This window comes from Serratia sp. CoH_122_TC_1 (assembly GCF_058191755.1).
The window spans coordinates 40,396-58,563 of the sequence record NZ_JBXWLA010000004.1; the positions used below are offsets into that span (position 1 = coordinate 40,396).

The window sequence follows — 18,168 nt, forward strand, 5'->3', positions numbered from 1 at the left end:
ACGAATACCATGCCAATTGCACATTGGATCAACGGCCAGTCCGCCACTGGCGGTACTCGCAGCCAACCGGTCTTCGATCCGGCGACCGGGCTGTCACATCAGGCGGTCTTGCTGGCTGACCGCGCCACCGTGGAAAGTGCCATAGACGCCGCCGAACGGGCCTATCCAGCCTGGCGAGATACACCGCCGTTGAAGCGGGCCAGGATCATGATTCGTCTTAAAGCGCTGCTGGAACAGCACGCCGATCACATCTGCCAACTGATTACCGCCGAACACGGCAAAGTCCTCAGCGACGCCATGGGTGAACTCCAACGCGGGATCGAAAATATTGAGTACGCCAGCTATGCGCCGGAACTGCTAAAAGGCGAACACAGCAAGGACGCCGGACCGGGTATCGACAGCTGGAGTGAGTTTCAGCCGCTGGGTGTGGTGGCCGGTATCACCCCCTTTAACTTCCCGGCGATGGTCCCCTTGTGGATGTGGCCAATGGCCGTGGTATGCGGCAACACCTTTGTATTGAAGCCGTCAGAACGCGTGCCTTCCTCCACGCTGTATATCGCTCAACTGGCATCGGAGGCCGGCTTACCCCCCGGCGTTTTGAATCTGGTCAACGGCGACCGCGAAGCCGTAGACACTCTGCTGCACGATCCACGCGTTAAGGCGGTGAGCTTTGTCGGCTCCACGCCCGTGGCAGAACACATCTATCACACCGGCTGTGGCCAGAATAAGCGGGTACAGGCGTTGGGCGGCGCGAAAAACCACGCTGTAGTGTTGCCGGATGCTGACATCGCCGGTAGCGTCAGCGCACTGATGGGCGCGGCATTCGGCTCCTGTGGGCAACGTTGCATGGCAATCCCGCTGGTTGTCGCGGTGGGGGATGATACCGCCGACGCCCTGATCGCCGGCTTGCAACAGCAAATGGCCAACATGCGAATTGGCGCGGGTAATGATAACCGCAACGATATGGGGCCTTTGGTTACCCAGCAACATTTTCAAAAGGTAAAAAGCTACATCGATCAGGGTGTTGAAGAAGGCGCCCGTCTGGTGGTCGACGGCCGTGAACTGAAGGTACAAGGCGACGACGGGCAATTGAGCCAGGGGTATTTCCTCGGCCCAACGCTGTTTGACCACGTGCAACCGGGGATGCGGATTTATCAGGAGGAGATCTTCGGCCCCGTGTTAGGCGTTGTGCGGGTCGGCTCATTGAAAGACGCGATGGCAATGATTGACGCCCATGAATACGGTAACGGCACCTGTCTGTTCACCCGTGATGGCGAGGCGGCGCGTTACTTCTCCAGCCATATTCAGGTCGGCATGGTGGGGATCAACGTTGCACTGCCGGTACCGGTGGCGTACCACTCATTTGGGGGCTGGAAACGTTCACTGTTTGGCGACTTACACGCTTACGGCCCGGATGCCGTCAGGTTTTACACCAAGCGCAAAACCATTACCCAGCGCTGGCCTTCGTCCCATGATGCCCAATATGCCAGCTTCAGCTTCCCGTCCGGGCAAGGGTAATTTCACTATAGAAATAAATATGTTACAGGGGCGAAGACATTCGCCCTCTTTTTCCACGCGTTCCATTTAATCAGGCCGGGCGACGACATGCCATCGCAATGATCTACCGCATGAATCGCCGCCCGCAACATCACTCACTTACGCGTTGTTCATGGGGTATTGAATGAAAGAGCCCACACCAGAACATAAATTCAAAGGCAATCTCAGCGTCCTCGACGTGGTGATGATCACTGCCTCCGGCGTCACACCGGCCAGCTCTATCTTTGTCATTGCCCCACTGGCGATTGCCAGCGCCGGCAGCGGTGCCTTTATTTCATTCCTGATCGCCGCCTTTATCGCCGCCACCATTGCATTGTGCTACGCCGAGCTGGGCGCAGCGCACCCCAGCGCAGGCGGCGAATACAGCATCATCAAGCGGCTGTTCGGCACCCTATGTGGGCTCCAAACTTACCTGTTTATCCTCAGCGCCGCGCTGTTTGTCCCGGCAGTGCTGGCCACTGGCGCGGTGCCCTATTTAAATACCGCACTGGGCACGCAATTTGACGCCTCTACGGCAGGTATGATCACCATCCTGATCGGCGGTGCCTGCGCCATTTTCAATATCAAGGCCAATGCCCTGCTGACCGGCACCTTTCTGGTGGTCGAGATCGCGGTGTTGGGCTTAATCGCCTGGCTGGGATTCAGCAATCCGCACCAAAGCGCAGACATACTCACCGCACCGGTGATACTCAACCCCGAAGGGGGGCTGTCGCCGGTCTCCGTGCCGTTGATCGTCACTATGGTTGGCGTCGCGCTGTTTTCCTACAACGGCTATGGCGCGGCGGTATACATGGCAGAGGACATGCGTGAACAGGGCAAACCGATGGCGACCGCCATCATGCTAACGCTGGTCATCGTGGTGCTGGTCGAATTACTGCCCTTCACCGCGCTGTTGATCGGCGCACCGTCTTTGGTTGAAATGGCCAAACAGGCGGATCCCGTCGGCTACGTGGTCAGCCAGTTGGGCGGGCCGACGCTGGCGCGGGTGGTCAGCGGGGCAATTTACCTCTCCGTGTTTAACGCCATCATCGCCATCGTGGCACAGTTCAGCCGGATGATGTTCTCCAGTGGGCGTGATGGTTTCTGGCTACCGCAGATAAACCGGGCACTGAAAAAGATCCACCCGCGTTTTGGTACCCCGTGGATCGCCACCCTGCTGTTCGGCATTCCCTCCGCGCTACTGGCCTTTTGCTCCAACCTCGGCGATCTGACCTCCTTTACCGTGATCCTGCTGTTGCTGGTGTACATCATCATGGCCATCGCCGCGCTGATCAGCCGCCGCCGTGTGCGTTTCCATCACCCGTACCTGATGCCACTGTGGCCATTGCCGGTAGTGATTGCACTGCTTGGCTGCCTGTACGTGCTGTGGACAATTTTGATCGCCAGCAGCCTGAAAGACTTTATTATCATTGCCGGTATCCTCTGTTTTGGCCTGGTGCTGAGTTACATGCACACCCGTCAAACCGTCCCGCTCGTAGAACCCTCAATTGAAGGAGAATAACCATGTCGCAGCGCGCTCAGGATTTGGGCATTAAGATCGGCCACGGCGTTGCCGGCCCGCTGAACGCCATTACCGATGTGCCCGGCGTCCGCGTTGGCCACGCCAGCATCCACGCCGATCTGGCCGACGGCCACAGCGTGCGCACCGGCGTTACGGTGATTGAACCCCGTGCCGGTCAGGCCCGGCAATCCCCCTGCTTTGCCGGTGTGCATGTCCTCAACGGCAACGGTGACGCCACGGGGCTGGAATGGATCCGTGAAGCCGGTCTGCTCACCAGCCCAATTGCCTTCACCAATACCCACAGCGTCGGGGTAGTGCGTGACAGCCTGATTGCCCTGGAACGCGAAGCCCTGCCCGCCGGCGACAATGCGGTGTACTGGAATATGCCGGTAGTGATGGAAACCTTCGACGGCCTGCTCAACGACATTAACGGATTTCACGTCAAGCCGGAGCACGTACGGCAGGCACTGCAAGCGGCGCACAGCGGATTACCTCAGGAAGGTGCGGTCGGTGGCGGCAGCGGCATGATTTGTCATGAGTTCAAAGGGGGAAGCGGTACGGCATCCCGTCGCCTGCCCGCCGATCGCGGGGGGTGGACGGTGGGTGCCATCGTGCAGGCCAACCACGGCAAACGCGCGTCGCTGCTAGTGGGCGGATACCCGGTGGGTCGCCATCTTGGGCACATTCACTCGCCATTCACGCCGCAACTGCCACATCCCGGCATGGGATCGATCGTTGTTACGCTCGCGACCGATGCGCCGTTGTTGCCGCACCAATGTACACGACTGGCCCAGCGTGCCAGCATCGGCATTGCCCGCACCGGCGGCGGCACCGAAGACTCCAGCGGCGATATCTTTATCGCTTTCGCCACGGGCAACGACGGGCTGCCGCCTGCCGACTACGCCAACAAAGGGGCATTCACCACCCCACTGCGCATGGTCAATAACGATTACATTTCTGAGTTGTTTGAGGCAGCGGCAGAGGCGGTGGAAGAAGCGATTATCAACGCCCTGCTGGCGGCCAATACCGTTTCGGGCAATGGCCACCGGGCAGAAGGGTTGAGCGCGGAGCAATTGCTGACGGCATTGGAAGAAAGCGGCTGGCGGAAATAAGGCCTGAGGCGCTGCATACTGCGCCCTATGGCAGAATCAAAGCGTTAAATCGGGTCTACCCTGGTCGACCCGATTTAACACGACGTGAGCCGGTCGGCAATCTCAGGACTCACCGCCCGGTTTGGGCGCCGGGTAGTCGTAATCCAGTTTAAGCGGTTCGGCGTAAACGCTGTTCCACAGCTGGCTGTAGAGCTTATCCACGCGCTGGCTCATCAGCGGGTTGTGCAACACCAGTTCCAGATTACGCGAGTTATCCAAATAACCGCCGGTCCAGTTGCTGGTGCCGATCCACGCCGTTTCCCCATCGATGGTCATGATCTTGCTGTGGATCACCCGTGCAAACGGAATGAACCCGCTGCTTGCCGGGGGGATCGTGACGATCTTTATCTGCACATTCGGCACCACGGACAAACTTTTCAGCCAGGCAATATCCGGTTTTTTGGTGTTCCAGTTGGCGACCATCAGCTCGATCTTCACGCCGCGTGCAGCGGCGCTGCGCAGGGCGTTGTCGATCACGGCATAGTAAGGCCGGCTGCGCTCCGGGCCATAGGACAGCGGCGCATAATCCATCACCTGCACCCGAACCTGCTGCTTGGCGGCCGCCAACAGGCGCGGCAGCTCAACCTGCGAGTCAATCACGCCAGCCGGATTGTAAGCGCGTGGGCTGGCAACCAAATAGTTGCCCTGCGGCGTGTCGGCATTGGGCTGGTACGGCAGTGGCGGCACCGGTTTATCCGCGGCCAACAAGGCCTGTGCTTGCCAGTCCTGCTCGAAGATCGCCTGGATTTGCCCAACAACCCCGGCATCGCTGATGCGCAATCCCGTTTCGTGGATATGCGCCAGCGCCCGCCAGTCAAAGTTTTGGCTGCCGACAAATGCCTGTTCACCGTCCACCAGCAGGTATTTAGCATGCAAAATACCGCCGCTCAGGCGCTGATAAGGGATAATGCGCAGTTCCAGGTTCGGGATCGCCTTAAGCTGTTCCAGCGTCTCAGGGGTGGAAATGCGAATGCCCTTCTCTTCCATCAGAAAACGGATTTTCACCCCGCGTTCGCCCGCGGCTTTCAGGTGCTGTAATACACCGTCCAACAACGATCCCTGTTCATTCGCCACGTAGAACTGGCCCAGATCGATACGGGTTTTCGCCGCATCAAACATCTGCTGCCACACTTGCGCAGTGTTGCGCAGGTCATCTGCCTGCAACGCAGTTTCTACCGGCGCGGTATACACCAGCTCGTAGCCGGGGATCTCAAAACGTGCCGCCGCACTCTGGCTCAACATCAACAGACAGCTACCCCATAACGCAGTGTAAAGGCGGCCCAGCGGCCGCCGTGGTTGACGGCCATTAGGCATAGCGTGGTGCCTCACTGTCAACCCATTGCTCACGGCTGCCGTTTTCCGGGCGGCTGGTCGGCGCACCGGCGCGGATCAACAGCACTTTCAACAGTTCGTTTATCCGTTCCATGCGGCTTTGCAGATAGTTGTTCCCGACCAGGCACAGCAGCGCGATGGCGATACCCAGCCCGGTGGCGTACAACGCCGTACCCATACCGGCAGAAACCAGGCTCGGCTCAGACACGCCAGAGGCAGCCAGCGCCTTAAAGGTTTCGATAATCCCCATGACCGTGCCCAACAGCCCCAACAACGGTGCGGCCGTCACGATGGTTTCCAGCAGCCACAGACCGCGCGCCATCAGCGGTTTACTCAACAGGTACTGCGCGTCGATCAGATCGCCGATCGCCTCGCGGTCGCCGGCACGGTGTTTTTGCTCCAACACCGGTGAAATCACCGCCAGCGGCAGGCTGTTGCGTTGGGTCAGTTCATCCGGCAAATCGGCGGTGCGACGCACGTCCAGCGTCAGCGCCTGCTCCAGCCGACGCGCCTGACGTTGGGTGTAAGCGAAATACAGCGCACGCTCGACGATGATCACCAGCGCAATCGCCAGTGCGGCATACATCACGTAGAAAATAATGTCGTGTAACAGGTTGGCATTCATCGCTCAGTCCTCATGCTCATCGTCCTTCACGCTGCGGCCTTGTCGGCCACAACCTGAAGGACATGACGTTTAATTAGTTAAAAGGTGGCTTCCAGCGAGACGCTGAAGGTACGTTCTTCCCCGACGTTGTAGTACGGCGTGCTGGCCCTCACACCGCCATAAGGCGCTGCGTTAAAGGTGGTGGTACGCACCGACGTCAGGTACTCCTTGTCAAACAGGTTGCTGATACCAAAGCGCAATGCCGCGCTCTTGACGATCTTTTTGTCCACCGGCAGATGCACGCCCGCAGCCAGATCGAATACCGTGCGGCCGCCGATCTTCTCGTCATTGGTCAGGTCGCCATAGAAGGAACCGACGTATTTGCCACTGACGCTGCTGTAGTACAAACCGTCGTCATAACCCAGCGTCATGTTAAGCAGGTTCTTCGGTACGTTCGGCACCTCTTTGCCGCTGGTTGGCAGCGGCAGACCGCCGTTGCTGACAATGTCGCTCTTCTGCTTGGACTCGGTGTAGGTGTAAGAGGTGTAGTAGTTGAAGTTATGCGGCAATTGGCCGCTCCACTCCAGCTCCAGCCCTTTGTTCTCTACGTTGCCGATGTTCATCATCTCGTAGTCGCCCGCCGGGTTGGTGGTCGAGATCTGGCGATCGCTGTAGCGCATGTAGAACAACGTGGCACTCATCAACATGTCTTGCCGCTCGAAGCGCCAGCCCAACTCATGGTTCCAGCTCAGTTCCGGCTTGGTGCTGATCGAATCCCCCACGTTGTACAACACGTAGTTTGGCGGGGTACGCATGTTACGCGTCAGGTTATAGAACACCTGGTTTTCCGGGTTCAGTTTGTAGCTGGCGCTGAAGTTCGGCAGGAATTCATGGTATCTGGCATCGCGCTTTTCCGGCACGTTATACAGGCTGCCTTTATTGTCCCCATTGCGTTCAACGTACTGATAGGCCAGCCCGCCGACGAAGGTCAAGTCCGGCGTAGCAAACCAGGTATCCTGCAGCCACACTTTCTGTGCCGGCGTGATGGTGTACTGGTTACGCCCCTGCACGGTTTTGCCGTTGGCATCCTTCACCTGATCGGAACCGCCCGGTTTACCCGAAATTTGCTCCGGGTTGCCGTCGTCCTTGATGCCGATAAAGGGTTGGGTCTGTGACTGACGCGCACGTTCATACCAGTAGCCGATATCCAGGCTGTGCTGATCGTTGATGTCCCACTTCAGCTTGGTGGTGATACCCGGGCGCCAGGTCTGGGTCCATGACGGGCGGTAATAGGTGTTGGATTTCAGATTGCTGAGATCGTACTGGCCGGCCTTATCTGAAGTGTTGGACAGCACGGAAGCGGTTTGCCCGTTGAAGCTGCCGCCGTTACCCCAGTAGTAATAAGGTTGTACCGTCAACGCCAGGTTGTCACGCAGTTGCAGTTTCTGGGTGAACGACAGGGTGAAGGTATCAAACGGGTTACGGTTGAGTTTGTAGTACTTGTTCAACTGGCCCTTACTGTTGTACTCCGGTGTGGCAGAGTAGTCGTTGGCATAGCGGCCGTCCTTGTCAAACTGCGCCTTGCTCAGGGTGTTGTAGTTGATGTTATTCTGGCGGTTGTACTTCATCACCAAGTTGCTGCTGTTGCCGTTGCCGTCTTCGTACAGCGAGCTCATCTCAAACTTGTCGGAATAGTTGCGCCCTTCACCGCGCCACTTTTTCGCTTCGGTGTGCGAGTAAGAGAGCCAGTTGCTGAAGCCGTTGTACTCACCGGTCTCCAGACGCGCAAAGGTTTTGCTCAGGTTGTTGCTGCCCAGCGTCTGTTTGACAAAGCCGCCAAAGTCCTTCGACGGACGGCGCGTCACCATCCCGATGTTGCCGCCGCTGGAGCCGATATGCGGGCCATCAACTTCTGAGGACCCCTGAGTAACGAATATCTCTTCCAGGTTCTCCGAATCGCCCAGCAAGTTCGGGTACACCGCATAGTTACCGGAGTCGTTGATCGGGATACCGTCCATCGACAGACCGATTTGATCGGAGTTCATACCCCGCATGGTGTAATCGACGCCGCTCAGGCCGCTGGCGTCGTTACTGTTGACGTTCAAGCCGGGGGTATATTTCAATTTGTCGATGGCGTTGGCCGCCGCCGGCATTTTATCCATGGCTTCTTTGGTGACGGTGGAACGTGACTTGGCACTGTCGTCCTGCACCATCATGCCACCGCCCAGCGACTGCCCTTTTACACTGATGGTACCGACGTCGGTCGAGTCCGCCGCCAGCACCGCGCCCGGCAACATCGCCGACATCACTGCCAGATAAATCCCAGAACGATTAAAAGATTTCATTGTTTCCATCCCATAAAGATCAAACTGTTATGCCAGGCGTCAAGGCGCCTGATAATTGAACGTGGCTGAAAATCGTTTTGTTGTTTGCCCATTGAAAGCGTCGCTTGGAAACGGCTTCACCTGGCTGATGCTTTGCAGGCTGCTCAGCGCCGCACGGTTGAGCAGCATGCTGGTGGCCTTATTCGTGATGCCGGACGAGAGCACTCGGCCGCTGCGGTCAACCTCCAGCCACACCTCTACGTTGCCTTGAGGCCGTTCGAGAGAGGCCTGCCGTCCGCTGGGGTAGCGCTTACGCTGTTCCAATTCGTGGCGTAGTGCCTGCAGATACCCGTTTTCGATCGCCTGGGTGTTCACCTTTGGCGCGGCCGGGGCGACCGGAGCGGGTACTGCCGCCGGTTTGCTGACAAATGCTCTTGGCGCGGCAGGTGCTGCGACAGGTTTGGCCTTCTCCACCGGTTTGGCTTTTTCTTTCACCGGTTTCGGTTTCGGCTGCAGTTTTGGCGCCGGCTTAGCCTCGATAATCGGCTCTGGGGCCGGCACGACCGGTTCAGGAATCGGTTCCGGCTCTGGCGGCGGGGGTTCGGGTTGCGGCGGCGTTTCCACCGGGGGTTCCGGCTGTGTCTGAGGCTCCGGCTCGACCAAGGCCAGCTCCATGGCAGTTTCGTCATAGCGCGGCTGAATTTTCAGTGCCGCCTGCTGGCTGGCGAACAGCACACAGCCCACGACGATCAGCGCCGGCAACCAGCTGAAAAGGTGACGTGAACGATAAAGCAGATACATGTCACAGCTTCCGTGTGGCGATAGAGACGGAGTAGAAGCCGCCCTGACGCAGGTTATCCATCACCGCCACCAGCCGTTCCACCGCCACGCCTTTGTCACTGTTGACGATAATGGTGGTGGTCTGGTTTTCCTGCTGCTGTTGCTTCAGCGTGCTGACCAGCGCGCTCAGTGCGACCGGTTGGCCGTCGAGCTGCAATTGATCCTCTGCGCCCAACGTGATGATCGCCTTCTTCTGCGGTTTCAATTGCTGCGCACTGCCGGCGGACGGCAGTTGGGTCTTCAGCCCAAGGGCCGGGATCACGTTCAGGCTAATCAACACAAAAAACACCAGCAAAAACATCATCACGTCGATCATCGGGATCAATTCGATGTGCGCCTTGTTCTTTTTCGGCTCGTTCCAGTTACGCATGGCACTCCCTCCCAAAAGCAAAGCAGCCAATATAGAGAGCCTATGTTTACCTTTTGTTACGCTTGTGTGATCTTATTTTCACAGCGCACATATTTTGAGAGAATTCTTTCAACCGGGAATGGGTCAGAGGGGTTATATAACGTATTAATCAGCGATGATTTTTAATGGAATAATAACGAAGTGGCCATTTCCGGACGCAATGACCAAGGTGGATGGGTTGTGATTATTATGACAATTTACCGCATGGCCTCCGGCCGTATTGTCTCCCCAGAAGCGTTTTTAAGCCAAAAAAAAGACGCCCGAGGGCGCCTTTCTCACAGCGATTCAATCAATCAGTTCACTTTAACCGGCATACCGGAACGGGCTTTGATCGCCGCATCCACTGCGCTCTGGTTAACCGCAGGATCCATCATCACTTTGCCCACAGGTGCAGAGATGGTCAACGGCACAGGGTCTTTCGACTTCAGCTGTTCTTCGTTAGCAGAAAGTGGGTTATGCACTTCAATGTAACGGGAACCGTCCGGTTCAACGCTGGCTTTGATCGGCTCATTGATGAACTGCACGCGCGTACCGACCGGCACGTTTTCGAACAGGAACTTGATGTCATCAGCACGCAGACGCACACAGCCGTGGCTCACGCGCAGACCGATACCGAAGTTGGCGTTGGTGCCGTGGATCGCATACAGACGACCGACGTACAGCGCATACAGGCCCATTGGGTTGTCCGGGCCGGCAGGGAATACCGCAGGCAGGATCTCGCCATCCGCAGCATATTCTGCGCGCATCTTGGCAGTTGGCGTCCAGGTTGGGCCGTCTTTCTTACGCTGCACCGTGGTAGTCCAGTTCAACGGGGTGTCTTTACCCAGTTGGCCGATACCAATCGGCAGCACGATCACCGTGTTGGTGCCTTTCGGGTAGTAGTACAGACGCATCTCTGCGCTGTTGATGATGATGCCTTCACGCGGTGCGTCCGGCAGGATCAACTGTTGTGGAATAGTCAGTGTACTGCCGGCCTTCGGCAGGAAGGGATCCACACCTGGGTTGGCTTCCAGCATGTTGCTCAGGCCCATCTGGTATTGAGCGGCAAAGCTCTCCAGCGGCAACTTGCTGTCTTCCGGTACGGTGATTTGGATGTTTTCACCCACCAGACGACTGTCTTTGGCAGGCAAAGGATAGACAACGGCGAAGGCAGCTTGGCTGAATACCACCAGTGCCGTAAACAGGGTTAGTAACGCGCGAATGCTCATTTTCATCTTCGTGTTGGTTGTGGCCACTGGCAATTATAGATATAGGTTAACTCGGCCCTCTGTACCCAAAGAAATTCTGGTTGCGGCCCAGCGGCAAATGCGCGAATGCTCGGACGCTTACTCAGGTAAGTGGACGAGCTGTACACACACAGCCAACAACGCTGCAGTTTGAAAGGCATAGGGTATATGACCGGATGCGCATTATATGTGCACATCAACCTAAGTGTGAAACATTACCGGCGCAATATCGAACTTTTTTGTAACCTGGTGCAGCACGAAGGGGCATTTGTGTGAAAACCGCCGCTAAAGTGCGGCGGCTGGCGGTGAGATACGACGAATAGGAATCAGATATTCGCAGCGGATCGCCGCGCCATCTGCGTTACAAATGCCGCTCGGCATGGAATAAAACCGCTCGATATCCTGTCCTGGCCGCCGTATCGCTTTCATCATGGGGATCGCGGTGTCATACAGGCGGGCGACAAAGTTTTGTAACTCTTCAACTTGCCCCTGATAAGTAAAGCTGGCGTAGTCGCCCGGCTCGATCAGTACCCTTTCGCCCTCGGCTCGTTCGTCCGCCAGCGCCAGAGTATAAGCCATCCGTTGCCCGCCGCGCTGTCGGCTGTCGGCCTCCAGGCTGGTAAGGCCGTATACCACTGTTGAGGTTTCGGCTTCCTTCGGCATCATCTGACGCCAGGCATGCTGACGCAGCGCGTTTTTCGAATGCAGCAGCTGCCCCAGCGTACAACTGCGGTGCTGAGTACAGCCAATCAATTGCATCGCCGGTAACGTAATGATCTCCGCCTGCGGCAACGGCGCATCCATCGGCCGCAGTGGAGGCTGCATCCCCTGCCCTGACCAGTCCGCACTGCGACGATAACAGGCCGGTGGCATGCCAAACTGCTTTTTGAAACAGCGGGTGAAAGTCTGCTGGGAATCAAACTGATACTTGTCGGCGATAAAGGCCACGCCGTGGCTGGTCAGCCGCAGTTCACGTGCGGCGGCGGTCAGCCTCCTGCGCCGGGCGTAAGTCCCCAGAATTTCGCCGGTTAACGCTTTAAATAACCGTTGCAGGTGCCATTTGGAATAGCCTGACTTAGTGGCAATGTCGTCCAGTGACAATGGCTGCTCAAGGTTTTGCTCGATCCAGGCAAGCAGTGCCGTAATAACCTGTTGTTGATACATCGCCCCCCCTTATTGCGTCATTGCGTCAGCAAACGTTGCGCCAGTTCATGAGCCAGATGCTCGCTGGCAACCACCTGTACCGGGTAGCCCCAGAAACGGCTGGCGAAATCGACAAATTCTTCCGCAGCCTTCCGCCGCACGTCGTCCGGTTCAATCAGCACCATGCCTTTCACCCAGCGTGCCAGCGCCTCACGGTGATCGCGCTTCCAGAGTGCGATTTGGGTACGCTCATCACGATCGTGCTCGTCGTTCTGATCCATACGCCGGTCGCACAACAGCACGAAGGGCTGCTCGCGCTGCAATAAGCGGCTGAACTCGGCAAACTCGGCAGCGGTGTCGTGCGGTTGTCCTGCCGTTGGCTGACGCATCCACACCAGCGGGAAGGTGGCGGAGTCTAATGACATGGTGTGTCTCCTGAGAGTGCTAAAACGAGCGCTTACTTTATCGACCAGGGTGCTAGACCACATTGCACAATCAGGACATAATGTTTTTCAATTCCGCCAAATTGAGAATTATTCTCATGACCTTTATCACCGAACCGCGTTTCGATATCGATCAGGTCCCGCGCGCCATTTTTGCCGTGCAGGGCTCCACCATTGGCAAAGATTGGGAGATCACCCATCACCGGCACCGCAAGGCACAGCTGATTTATACGGTGCGCGGCATGATCCGTTGTGAGGTAGAAAACGGCCTGTGGTTGGTACCGCCACAGTGTGCGCTATGGATGCCCAGCAATGTGCTGCATAACGCCCAAGGGGCCAGTGCCAGCGAATGCTACTGCCTGTTTGTCGATCAGGATGCTATCGCAGGATTGCCAACCCACTGCTGTACGCTGGCGGTGTCCCCACTCCTGCGTGAACTGCTGTTCCAGGCTAGCGGGTTCGAACAGTTGTACGACCAACAGGGCCCGGAAGGACGATTAGCCAGCGTGTTGTTGGATCAGCTCGTCACAGCACCGGTTGAGAACCTGCACCTGCCGGTTTCCAACGACGCGCGCATTCGCCAGTTAACGGAGCGCCTGCTGGCCAACCCGGCGGACAAGGCAACCCTCGGCCAATGGGCGCAGCGTATCGGTATGAGCGAACGTTCGCTCAACCGCACTTTGCAACAGCAAATGGGCATGAGCTTTGGCCACTGGCGGCGACAACTGCACGTGGTGCTGGCGCTACAACGGCTGACCCAGGGCGACAGCGTACAACGGGTGGCGCTGGATCTGGGCTACGAAAGCGCCAGCGGTTTTGTCACCATGTTCCGCAAAGCGGTTGGCAAGCCACCGGCGCGTTATTTGGCAGAGAAAAACGCGGCCGATCGGGCACAGGGCGCCGGGATCGTCATGTAATACGCAGCAGTATGGCAATTGAGGTGCCCGAGGCAGTCGGGCCCTTGCCAGCAACCCCCTCCGGCCCTCCACACTGTGATTTTCACTCAACTCCAGATTGAAATAACTCCCATTCTCAATAAATAATGATTACTATTCGCAAACATAAAAGACCCGGTGCGCCACGACGCGACCGGCAGGACTTTACCTTCAATTCGATGATGAGCTTTCTTGGTCCCAGAGCAACGGCCCTGTGACGATAGGCTTTTTAACTCCATGGAGAGGTTATGAACTCTGCAACAACTCGCAACCGTCGTTTCGGCGGACGTACAGCTTTCCCACTGATGCTTCTCACTTCAATGCTGTTCTCCGCCCCGCTGTTCGCGCAGGGTGAGCCAGAACTGCTGCGCAAACCCGTCGGCAAAGGCGCCTATGAAATGGTGTACAGCCAGGGCGAGAACGCGCTGTATCTGGCCACGTCGCAAAGCCGTAAGCTGGATAAAGGCGGCGTTGTGTATCGTTTGGATCCGCAGACGCTGGACATCACCCAGATTATTCACAACGATATCAAGCCGTTCGGCGCAGCCATTAACAGCAAAACCGATACGCTGTTCTTCGGCAACACCGTCAATAACTCGGTGACCGCCATCGACGGCAAAACCGGTGAAGTGAAAGGCCGCCTGGTGCTGGATGCGCGTAAACGCTCCGAGACGGTAAAACCGCTGGCGCCGCGTGAGCTGGTCGCTGATGCCACCACCGATACCCTGTACATCACCGGGCTGGGTGAATCCAGCGTGGTGTGGGTGGTGGACGGTAAAGACCTGACGCTGCGCACCACCATCACCGAAACCGGTAAATACGGTACCGGCCTGGCGCTGGACGCTGCCGCAAACCGCCTGTATGTGACCAACGCCGACGGCGAACTGGTGACCATCGACACCAAAACCAACAAAATTGTCAGTCGCAAGAAGCTCGATGAGTCCAAAGAGCACTTCTTCCTGAACATCAGCCTGGATCCAGCCAGCCACCGTGCCTTTATCACCGATTCCAAGCAGGCACAGGTATTGGTTGTCGATACCCGCGACGGCAACGTTCTGAGCAAAATCGACGTGCCGGAATCCCTGGCCGTGCTGTTCAACCCGGCACGTAATGAAGTCTACGTGACCCATCGCCAGGCCGGTGAAGTCAGCGTGATCGACGCCAAGAGCTACAAGCTGCTGCAAACCATCAAAACGCCAACCCACCCGAACAGCCTGGCGCTGTCACCGGATGGCCAAACGTTGTACGTCAGCGTTAAGCAAGCTTCCAGCCGCGAGAAAGAAGCGTCCGCACCGGACGACGTGATCCGTATTGCGTTGAAATAAAAACATCAGGGCGCCCAGGCGCCCTTTTTATAGGTTAAACCCTAAACCCCACATGCTTGCCATCTGGCAGTTCGATATCCAGTCGCAACGTCCCCCCCATGGCTTCTACATAACGTTTTAAGGTGGAAATCTTCAGCTCATTACCACGCTGCTCGATCGCCGCGACGGAGGGTTGTGAGATACCAAGACTATTCGCCAACATCTGCTGCGAAATATTCAACGTTTCACGCAACTCGTACAAACGCGTCTCCAGCAGCATCTCTTCTGCCATTTCCTCAATCCGTTGCCTGCTCTCTGGGGTACGCGAAGCTAGCATGTCTTTTAATGTACCCATTGGTTACTCCTCAAAATTAAGATTCAAATGCTGGGTAAATTGCGCATCTGCAATAGGTAGCATGACTTTGTAAAACCGTTTCTCATTGCCTGTCTTGTCGCCCGCACACAAAACGATAGCCTTACGTTTCGGATCAAATGCAAAGAAAGCACGAATTGGCCGCCCCCGATGCTGAATCCGCAACTCTTTCATATTGGGGTACAGTGACCCCTTCAGCGAATCGACAAACGGACGTGATAGATTGGGGCCACTCCGTTCGAGCATCACCAGTGCAGCAAGAACCTTCTCTTGCGCGGGTTCATCTTGCGATGTAAACCATCGATCAAACTCTTCCGTTGTTAGTACCGTCCACATGGCATTCCCTTTTTATAGACTACGGTCTATAAAAAAGATATAGACTATAATCTATAAACACAACGCCATTGCTGAATTTTTAGCCATCGATAGCCAAATTGCTACACCTTACCCAGCAGCCCGTCAGCTTCCTGAACCACCGCTTTTTTGGTTGCACGTTGGTAAAGGCACAGCGCTTTGCCCGCTTTGTTATGCATAAAAGGCTGCGGGTATCGGCCGGTGATCAGCAGTGCGGAGTAATCGACGTCGTCGCCGTAATGAATAATGTTGCCGGCGGCTTTGGCGCCTGTTAACCCACTGGCCTTCAGGCAGGCCGTTTGCAATGCTTTGTCGCCGTTGGCCCAGGCGGCTTCGGACGACGCCGTCGCGTTGAAGGCCGTAATGGCGGCGACAAACACAATAAAGACTCTGAACATGGATATCTCTCCTGAATAAGGGGGTCACCCGCAGTATATGCAGCCATTTATTATTCAGCCATCAGACCCAAGCCGATTATTTACAGCTTTTTTATTCCAGACATAAATAACGTTACGGCGTTTTTACAGACAGTTTTCAGGGGCACGGATAACATCATTACATCGCCGATATGGCCTCACGAGACGGATGCCTCATGTGTTTATCCCCTGCCCTGATGATGATTTCCCCCACTGTTTTTATTAAATCCGGGGGCCACCATGTATTCTAATATTATTGGCTTTAACCCGTTGCTGGCGGAAATACCTGCCTCGCAGGCGCGTTCATTCCGCAAAGACGTCGAGCAGTATTTACAGCGTTATCCAGATACCGAACACGTCGATATTTATCTTAACGATCTGAACGGCCAATTCCGTGGCAAGCGGCTGCCGGTCGCCGAATTGTTCGCGCTGGATAAGGGCTGTTATTTCCCGCTGTCGATCTACGCCATGGATCTTGCTGGCCAGATGATTGAAGAAAGCGGGCTGGGCCAGCAGGCGGGCGAACCCGACCGGCTGTGCCTGCCGGTACCCGGCACGCTACGGCCCTGTGCCCGCGATCCGCAGCACCACGCACAACTGCTGCTAACCATGAAAAATACCGACGGCGACGCCTGCGAACTTGAACCGCGCGTGGTGCTGCAACAGGTACTCAAACGTCTGCAGGCCAAGGGGTATTACCCTGTGGTCGCGGCAGAGTTGGAGTTTTATCTGCATGACCCGCTGCAACAGCCTGCCGGCGCCAGCCAGTGCCCAACGCAGAGTTTTTCTGTCGATGCACCAGAGCGCCACCATGCGCTGCTCAATGACATCGAACATCAGGCCCGATTACAAGCGCTGCCGCTAACCGGCATCGTCGCCGAGGCGGCCTCCGGCCAATATGAGCTGAACCTGCACCACAGCGCACGAGTGCTGGAAGCCTGCGACCAGGTGCTGGCGTTGAAGCGCCTCACCCGCCAGATAGCAGAGAAACACCACCAGCACGCCTGCTTTATGGCAAAACCCTGTGCGCAGGCAGCGGGCAGCGGTTTGCATTTTCATATCAGCCTGCAAGACGAACAGGGCAACAATCTGCTGGCCAGCGCGCCGGGCGCGCTGAGTACCACCATGACGCAGGTGATCGCCGGAATGCTAGCGCTAATGCCGGCTTCAATGGCGATACTCGCGCCAAACATCAACGCGTTTCGTCGTTTCCGTCCGGGCATGCATGTGCCATTACGCGCGTCATGGGGGCACAACAACCGCACGGTAGCGTTGCGCCTGCCCTGTGCCGACAGTGCCAACCAACGCATCGAATACCGGCTTGCCGGTGCCGACGCCAACCCTTATCTGGCGGTAGCGGTAATGCTGAGCGGCATGCTGTACGGGCTGGAACATGCGCTGCCACTGCCCCCGCCAGCCTGTGGCAACGGTTATGAAAATGACGACGCGGCAGTGCTGCCGCTCAGCCAGCAGGAAGCGTTGACCCTATTCCAACAATGTCCGGGGCTGCGCGACAGCCTTGGTCCGGCATTTACTGCGCTGTGGCACACCTGCAAGACCGCAGAACTGCGCCGCTTTGAAGGGCAGGTCACCGCAGCGGAAGTGAGCTGGATGCTTTAACGGCATGCTGCGCCCACGTTAGCCGGAATATCCCCAATGAACCACCATGCCGTCGGCCTAAACACGACGTGTACCGGGAAAGAGGACCACCATGAAATATCAGCAATATTCCGCATTGGCTGAAAATACCGAACAACCCATCGTGTTAGATCATGGGCACGTATTTATCTGGCATAAAGGCGCTTTTCATATCAGCACCGATCGCCAGCGGCTGGACATGGATTTTATTCATCGTTTTCTCAGCCATTCACATTGGGCGCAGGATATCGACCGCACTACGCTGGAAAACGCCCTTCGCCACAGCCTGTGTTTTGGCCTGTACCGCAAAAACCGTCAACTCGGCTTTGCCCGATTGATCACAGACCACGCCACCTTCGCCTACCTGAGCGATGTGTTCATCACCGCCGAATACCGCGGTAATGGGCTGGGCTTGTGGCTGGTGCAAAGCTGCCTGGACCACCCGCTGATGGCCGGATTGCGCCGCATCATGCTCTATACCAGCCAGGCGCCTTGGCTGTATGCCCGGGCGGGTCTTGAGCCTGTCAACCAGCCGGACCGGGTGTGGACGCTTACCCGGCCTGATATCTATCAGCAACCCGGCACGCTTCACACCGCCCCGTCCGTACACTAAACAAG

At 56.9% G+C, this 18,168-nt stretch carries 18 protein-coding genes; 7 read left to right on the forward strand and 11 right to left on the reverse strand.

Features of this window, described 5'->3' with window-relative positions:
* The first annotated feature begins 9 nt into the window (after positions 1 to 9).
* From AC2FC2_RS06275 to AC2FC2_RS06285, 3 genes are all read left to right on the forward strand, one after another.
* Positions 10 to 1,518: a CoA-acylating methylmalonate-semialdehyde dehydrogenase gene (locus tag AC2FC2_RS06275; RefSeq protein WP_265555844.1), complete on the forward strand. Its 1,509-nt coding sequence runs from the start codon at positions 10 to 12 to the stop codon at positions 1,516 to 1,518.
* A 163-nt stretch (positions 1,519 to 1,681) separates the two neighbouring features.
* Positions 1,682 to 3,058, forward strand: coding sequence for an APC family permease (locus AC2FC2_RS06280; RefSeq protein ID WP_490658957.1), 1,377 nt, complete (start codon positions 1,682 to 1,684; stop codon positions 3,056 to 3,058).
* Between the two features lie 2 nt (positions 3,059 to 3,060).
* Entirely contained in the window at positions 3,061 to 4,170 is a 1,110-nt protein-coding gene (locus AC2FC2_RS06285) for a DmpA family aminopeptidase (RefSeq protein ID WP_490658958.1), read from the forward strand.
* Positions 4,171 to 4,272: 102 nt separating this feature from the next.
* Here AC2FC2_RS06285 and AC2FC2_RS06290 read toward each other — a convergent pair whose 3' ends face one another.
* From AC2FC2_RS06290 to AC2FC2_RS06325, 8 genes are all read right to left on the reverse strand, one after another.
* On the reverse strand, positions 4,273 to 5,523 hold the full coding sequence (locus AC2FC2_RS06290) for a phospholipase D-like domain-containing protein (protein WP_490658959.1): 1,251 nt from the start codon (positions 5,521 to 5,523) through the stop codon (positions 4,273 to 4,275).
* Positions 5,516 to 6,166: a MotA/TolQ/ExbB proton channel family protein gene (locus AC2FC2_RS06295; protein ID WP_209634762.1), complete on the reverse strand. Its 651-nt coding sequence runs from the start codon at positions 6,164 to 6,166 to the stop codon at positions 5,516 to 5,518. Before AC2FC2_RS06295 ends, AC2FC2_RS06290 begins: the two co-directional genes overlap by 8 nt.
* Before the next feature lie 77 nt (positions 6,167 to 6,243).
* Positions 6,244 to 8,490, reverse strand: a complete 2,247-nt coding sequence (locus AC2FC2_RS06300) for a TonB-dependent receptor family protein (RefSeq protein WP_209634759.1) — start codon at positions 8,488 to 8,490, stop codon at positions 6,244 to 6,246.
* A gap of 39 nt (positions 8,491 to 8,529) precedes the next feature.
* A complete protein-coding gene (locus tag AC2FC2_RS06305) occupies positions 8,530 to 9,270 on the reverse strand; it encodes an energy transducer TonB family protein (RefSeq protein WP_490658960.1) in 741 nt (246 codons plus the stop codon).
* A 1-nt stretch (position 9,271) separates the two neighbouring features.
* A complete protein-coding gene (locus AC2FC2_RS06310) occupies positions 9,272 to 9,679 on the reverse strand; it encodes an ExbD/TolR family protein (RefSeq protein WP_209634754.1) in 408 nt (135 codons plus the stop codon).
* 332 nt (positions 9,680 to 10,011) lie between these two features.
* The gene (locus AC2FC2_RS06315) at positions 10,012 to 10,932 is read right to left on the reverse strand and encodes a L,D-transpeptidase family protein (protein ID WP_209634751.1); all 921 of its coding nucleotides are present in this window, start codon (positions 10,930 to 10,932) and stop codon (positions 10,012 to 10,014) included.
* A 297-nt stretch (positions 10,933 to 11,229) separates the two neighbouring features.
* Positions 11,230 to 12,108 (reverse strand): helix-turn-helix domain-containing protein, encoded by an 879-nt coding sequence (locus tag AC2FC2_RS06320; protein WP_404760367.1) that lies wholly within the window; start codon positions 12,106 to 12,108, stop codon positions 11,230 to 11,232.
* 17 nt (positions 12,109 to 12,125) lie between these two features.
* Positions 12,126 to 12,512, reverse strand: a complete 387-nt coding sequence (locus AC2FC2_RS06325) for a hypothetical protein (RefSeq protein WP_209634747.1) — start codon at positions 12,510 to 12,512, stop codon at positions 12,126 to 12,128.
* Between the two features lie 116 nt (positions 12,513 to 12,628).
* Between AC2FC2_RS06325 and AC2FC2_RS06330 the strand changes: the two genes are divergently transcribed.
* Positions 12,629 to 13,447: an AraC family transcriptional regulator gene (locus tag AC2FC2_RS06330; RefSeq protein ID WP_490658961.1), complete on the forward strand. Its 819-nt coding sequence runs from the start codon at positions 12,629 to 12,631 to the stop codon at positions 13,445 to 13,447.
* A gap of 266 nt (positions 13,448 to 13,713) precedes the next feature.
* On the forward strand, positions 13,714 to 14,790 hold the full coding sequence (yncE, locus tag AC2FC2_RS06335) for a 7-bladed beta-propeller protein YncE (protein ID WP_209634741.1): 1,077 nt from the start codon (positions 13,714 to 13,716) through the stop codon (positions 14,788 to 14,790).
* Positions 14,791 to 14,824: 34 nt separating this feature from the next.
* Here the strand turns inward: yncE and AC2FC2_RS06340 are convergent, their stop codons facing one another.
* The 3 genes from AC2FC2_RS06340 to AC2FC2_RS06350 form a co-directional block, all read right to left on the reverse strand.
* Complete coding sequence (locus AC2FC2_RS06340) at positions 14,825 to 15,124, reverse strand: helix-turn-helix domain-containing protein (protein ID WP_490308010.1); 300 nt, start codon at positions 15,122 to 15,124, stop codon at positions 14,825 to 14,827.
* A 3-nt stretch (positions 15,125 to 15,127) separates the two neighbouring features.
* Positions 15,128 to 15,478 carry a type II toxin-antitoxin system RelE/ParE family toxin gene (locus tag AC2FC2_RS06345; protein WP_490658962.1) on the reverse strand — a complete coding sequence of 117 codons (351 nt, stop codon included), beginning with the start codon at positions 15,476 to 15,478 and terminating at the stop codon, positions 15,128 to 15,130.
* 101 nt (positions 15,479 to 15,579) lie between these two features.
* Entirely contained in the window at positions 15,580 to 15,894 is a 315-nt protein-coding gene (locus tag AC2FC2_RS06350; RefSeq protein ID WP_490658963.1) for a hypothetical protein, read from the reverse strand.
* Positions 15,895 to 16,152: 258 nt separating this feature from the next.
* On the opposite strand from AC2FC2_RS06350, the gene AC2FC2_RS06355 reads away from it, so the two are divergent.
* Positions 16,153 to 17,532, forward strand: a complete 1,380-nt coding sequence (locus tag AC2FC2_RS06355) for a glutamine synthetase family protein (RefSeq protein WP_490658964.1) — start codon at positions 16,153 to 16,155, stop codon at positions 17,530 to 17,532.
* 91 nt (positions 17,533 to 17,623) lie between these two features.
* Positions 17,624 to 18,163, forward strand: coding sequence for a GNAT family N-acetyltransferase (locus AC2FC2_RS06360; protein ID WP_490658965.1), 540 nt, complete (start codon positions 17,624 to 17,626; stop codon positions 18,161 to 18,163).
* Positions 18,164 to 18,168 lie beyond the last annotated feature (5 nt).

What these genes read in the sequence shown, in the direction of transcription:
- AC2FC2_RS06275 (WP_265555844.1), top strand. Translation starts at nt 10, where the DNA reads ATGCCAATTGCACATTGGATCAACGGCCAGTCCGCCACTGGCGGTACT.
- AC2FC2_RS06280 (WP_490658957.1), top strand. Translation starts at nt 1,682, where the DNA reads ATGAAAGAGCCCACACCAGAACATAAATTCAAAGGCAATCTCAGCGTC.
- AC2FC2_RS06285 (WP_490658958.1), top strand. Translation starts at nt 3,061, where the DNA reads ATGTCGCAGCGCGCTCAGGATTTGGGCATTAAGATCGGCCACGGCGTT.
- AC2FC2_RS06290 (WP_490658959.1), bottom strand. Translation starts at nt 5,523, where the DNA reads ATGCCTAATGGCCGTCAACCACGGCGGCCGCTGGGCCGCCTTTACACT.
- AC2FC2_RS06295 (WP_209634762.1), bottom strand. Translation starts at nt 6,166, where the DNA reads ATGAATGCCAACCTGTTACACGACATTATTTTCTACGTGATGTATGCC.
- AC2FC2_RS06300 (WP_209634759.1), bottom strand. Translation starts at nt 8,490, where the DNA reads ATGAAATCTTTTAATCGTTCTGGGATTTATCTGGCAGTGATGTCGGCG.
- AC2FC2_RS06305 (WP_490658960.1), bottom strand. Translation starts at nt 9,270, where the DNA reads ATGTATCTGCTTTATCGTTCACGTCACCTTTTCAGCTGGTTGCCGGCG.
- AC2FC2_RS06310 (WP_209634754.1), bottom strand. Translation starts at nt 9,679, where the DNA reads ATGCGTAACTGGAACGAGCCGAAAAAGAACAAGGCGCACATCGAATTG.
- AC2FC2_RS06315 (WP_209634751.1), bottom strand. Translation starts at nt 10,932, where the DNA reads ATGAAAATGAGCATTCGCGCGTTACTAACCCTGTTTACGGCACTGGTG.
- AC2FC2_RS06320 (WP_404760367.1), bottom strand. Translation starts at nt 12,108, where the DNA reads ATGTATCAACAACAGGTTATTACGGCACTGCTTGCCTGGATCGAGCAA.
- AC2FC2_RS06325 (WP_209634747.1), bottom strand. Translation starts at nt 12,512, where the DNA reads ATGTCATTAGACTCCGCCACCTTCCCGCTGGTGTGGATGCGTCAGCCA.
- AC2FC2_RS06330 (WP_490658961.1), top strand. Translation starts at nt 12,629, where the DNA reads ATGACCTTTATCACCGAACCGCGTTTCGATATCGATCAGGTCCCGCGC.
- yncE (WP_209634741.1), top strand. Translation starts at nt 13,714, where the DNA reads ATGAACTCTGCAACAACTCGCAACCGTCGTTTCGGCGGACGTACAGCT.
- AC2FC2_RS06340 (WP_490308010.1), bottom strand. Translation starts at nt 15,124, where the DNA reads ATGGGTACATTAAAAGACATGCTAGCTTCGCGTACCCCAGAGAGCAGG.
- AC2FC2_RS06345 (WP_490658962.1), bottom strand. Translation starts at nt 15,478, where the DNA reads ATGTGGACGGTACTAACAACGGAAGAGTTTGATCGATGGTTTACATCG.
- AC2FC2_RS06350 (WP_490658963.1), bottom strand. Translation starts at nt 15,894, where the DNA reads ATGTTCAGAGTCTTTATTGTGTTTGTCGCCGCCATTACGGCCTTCAAC.
- AC2FC2_RS06355 (WP_490658964.1), top strand. Translation starts at nt 16,153, where the DNA reads ATGTATTCTAATATTATTGGCTTTAACCCGTTGCTGGCGGAAATACCT.
- AC2FC2_RS06360 (WP_490658965.1), top strand. Translation starts at nt 17,624, where the DNA reads ATGAAATATCAGCAATATTCCGCATTGGCTGAAAATACCGAACAACCC.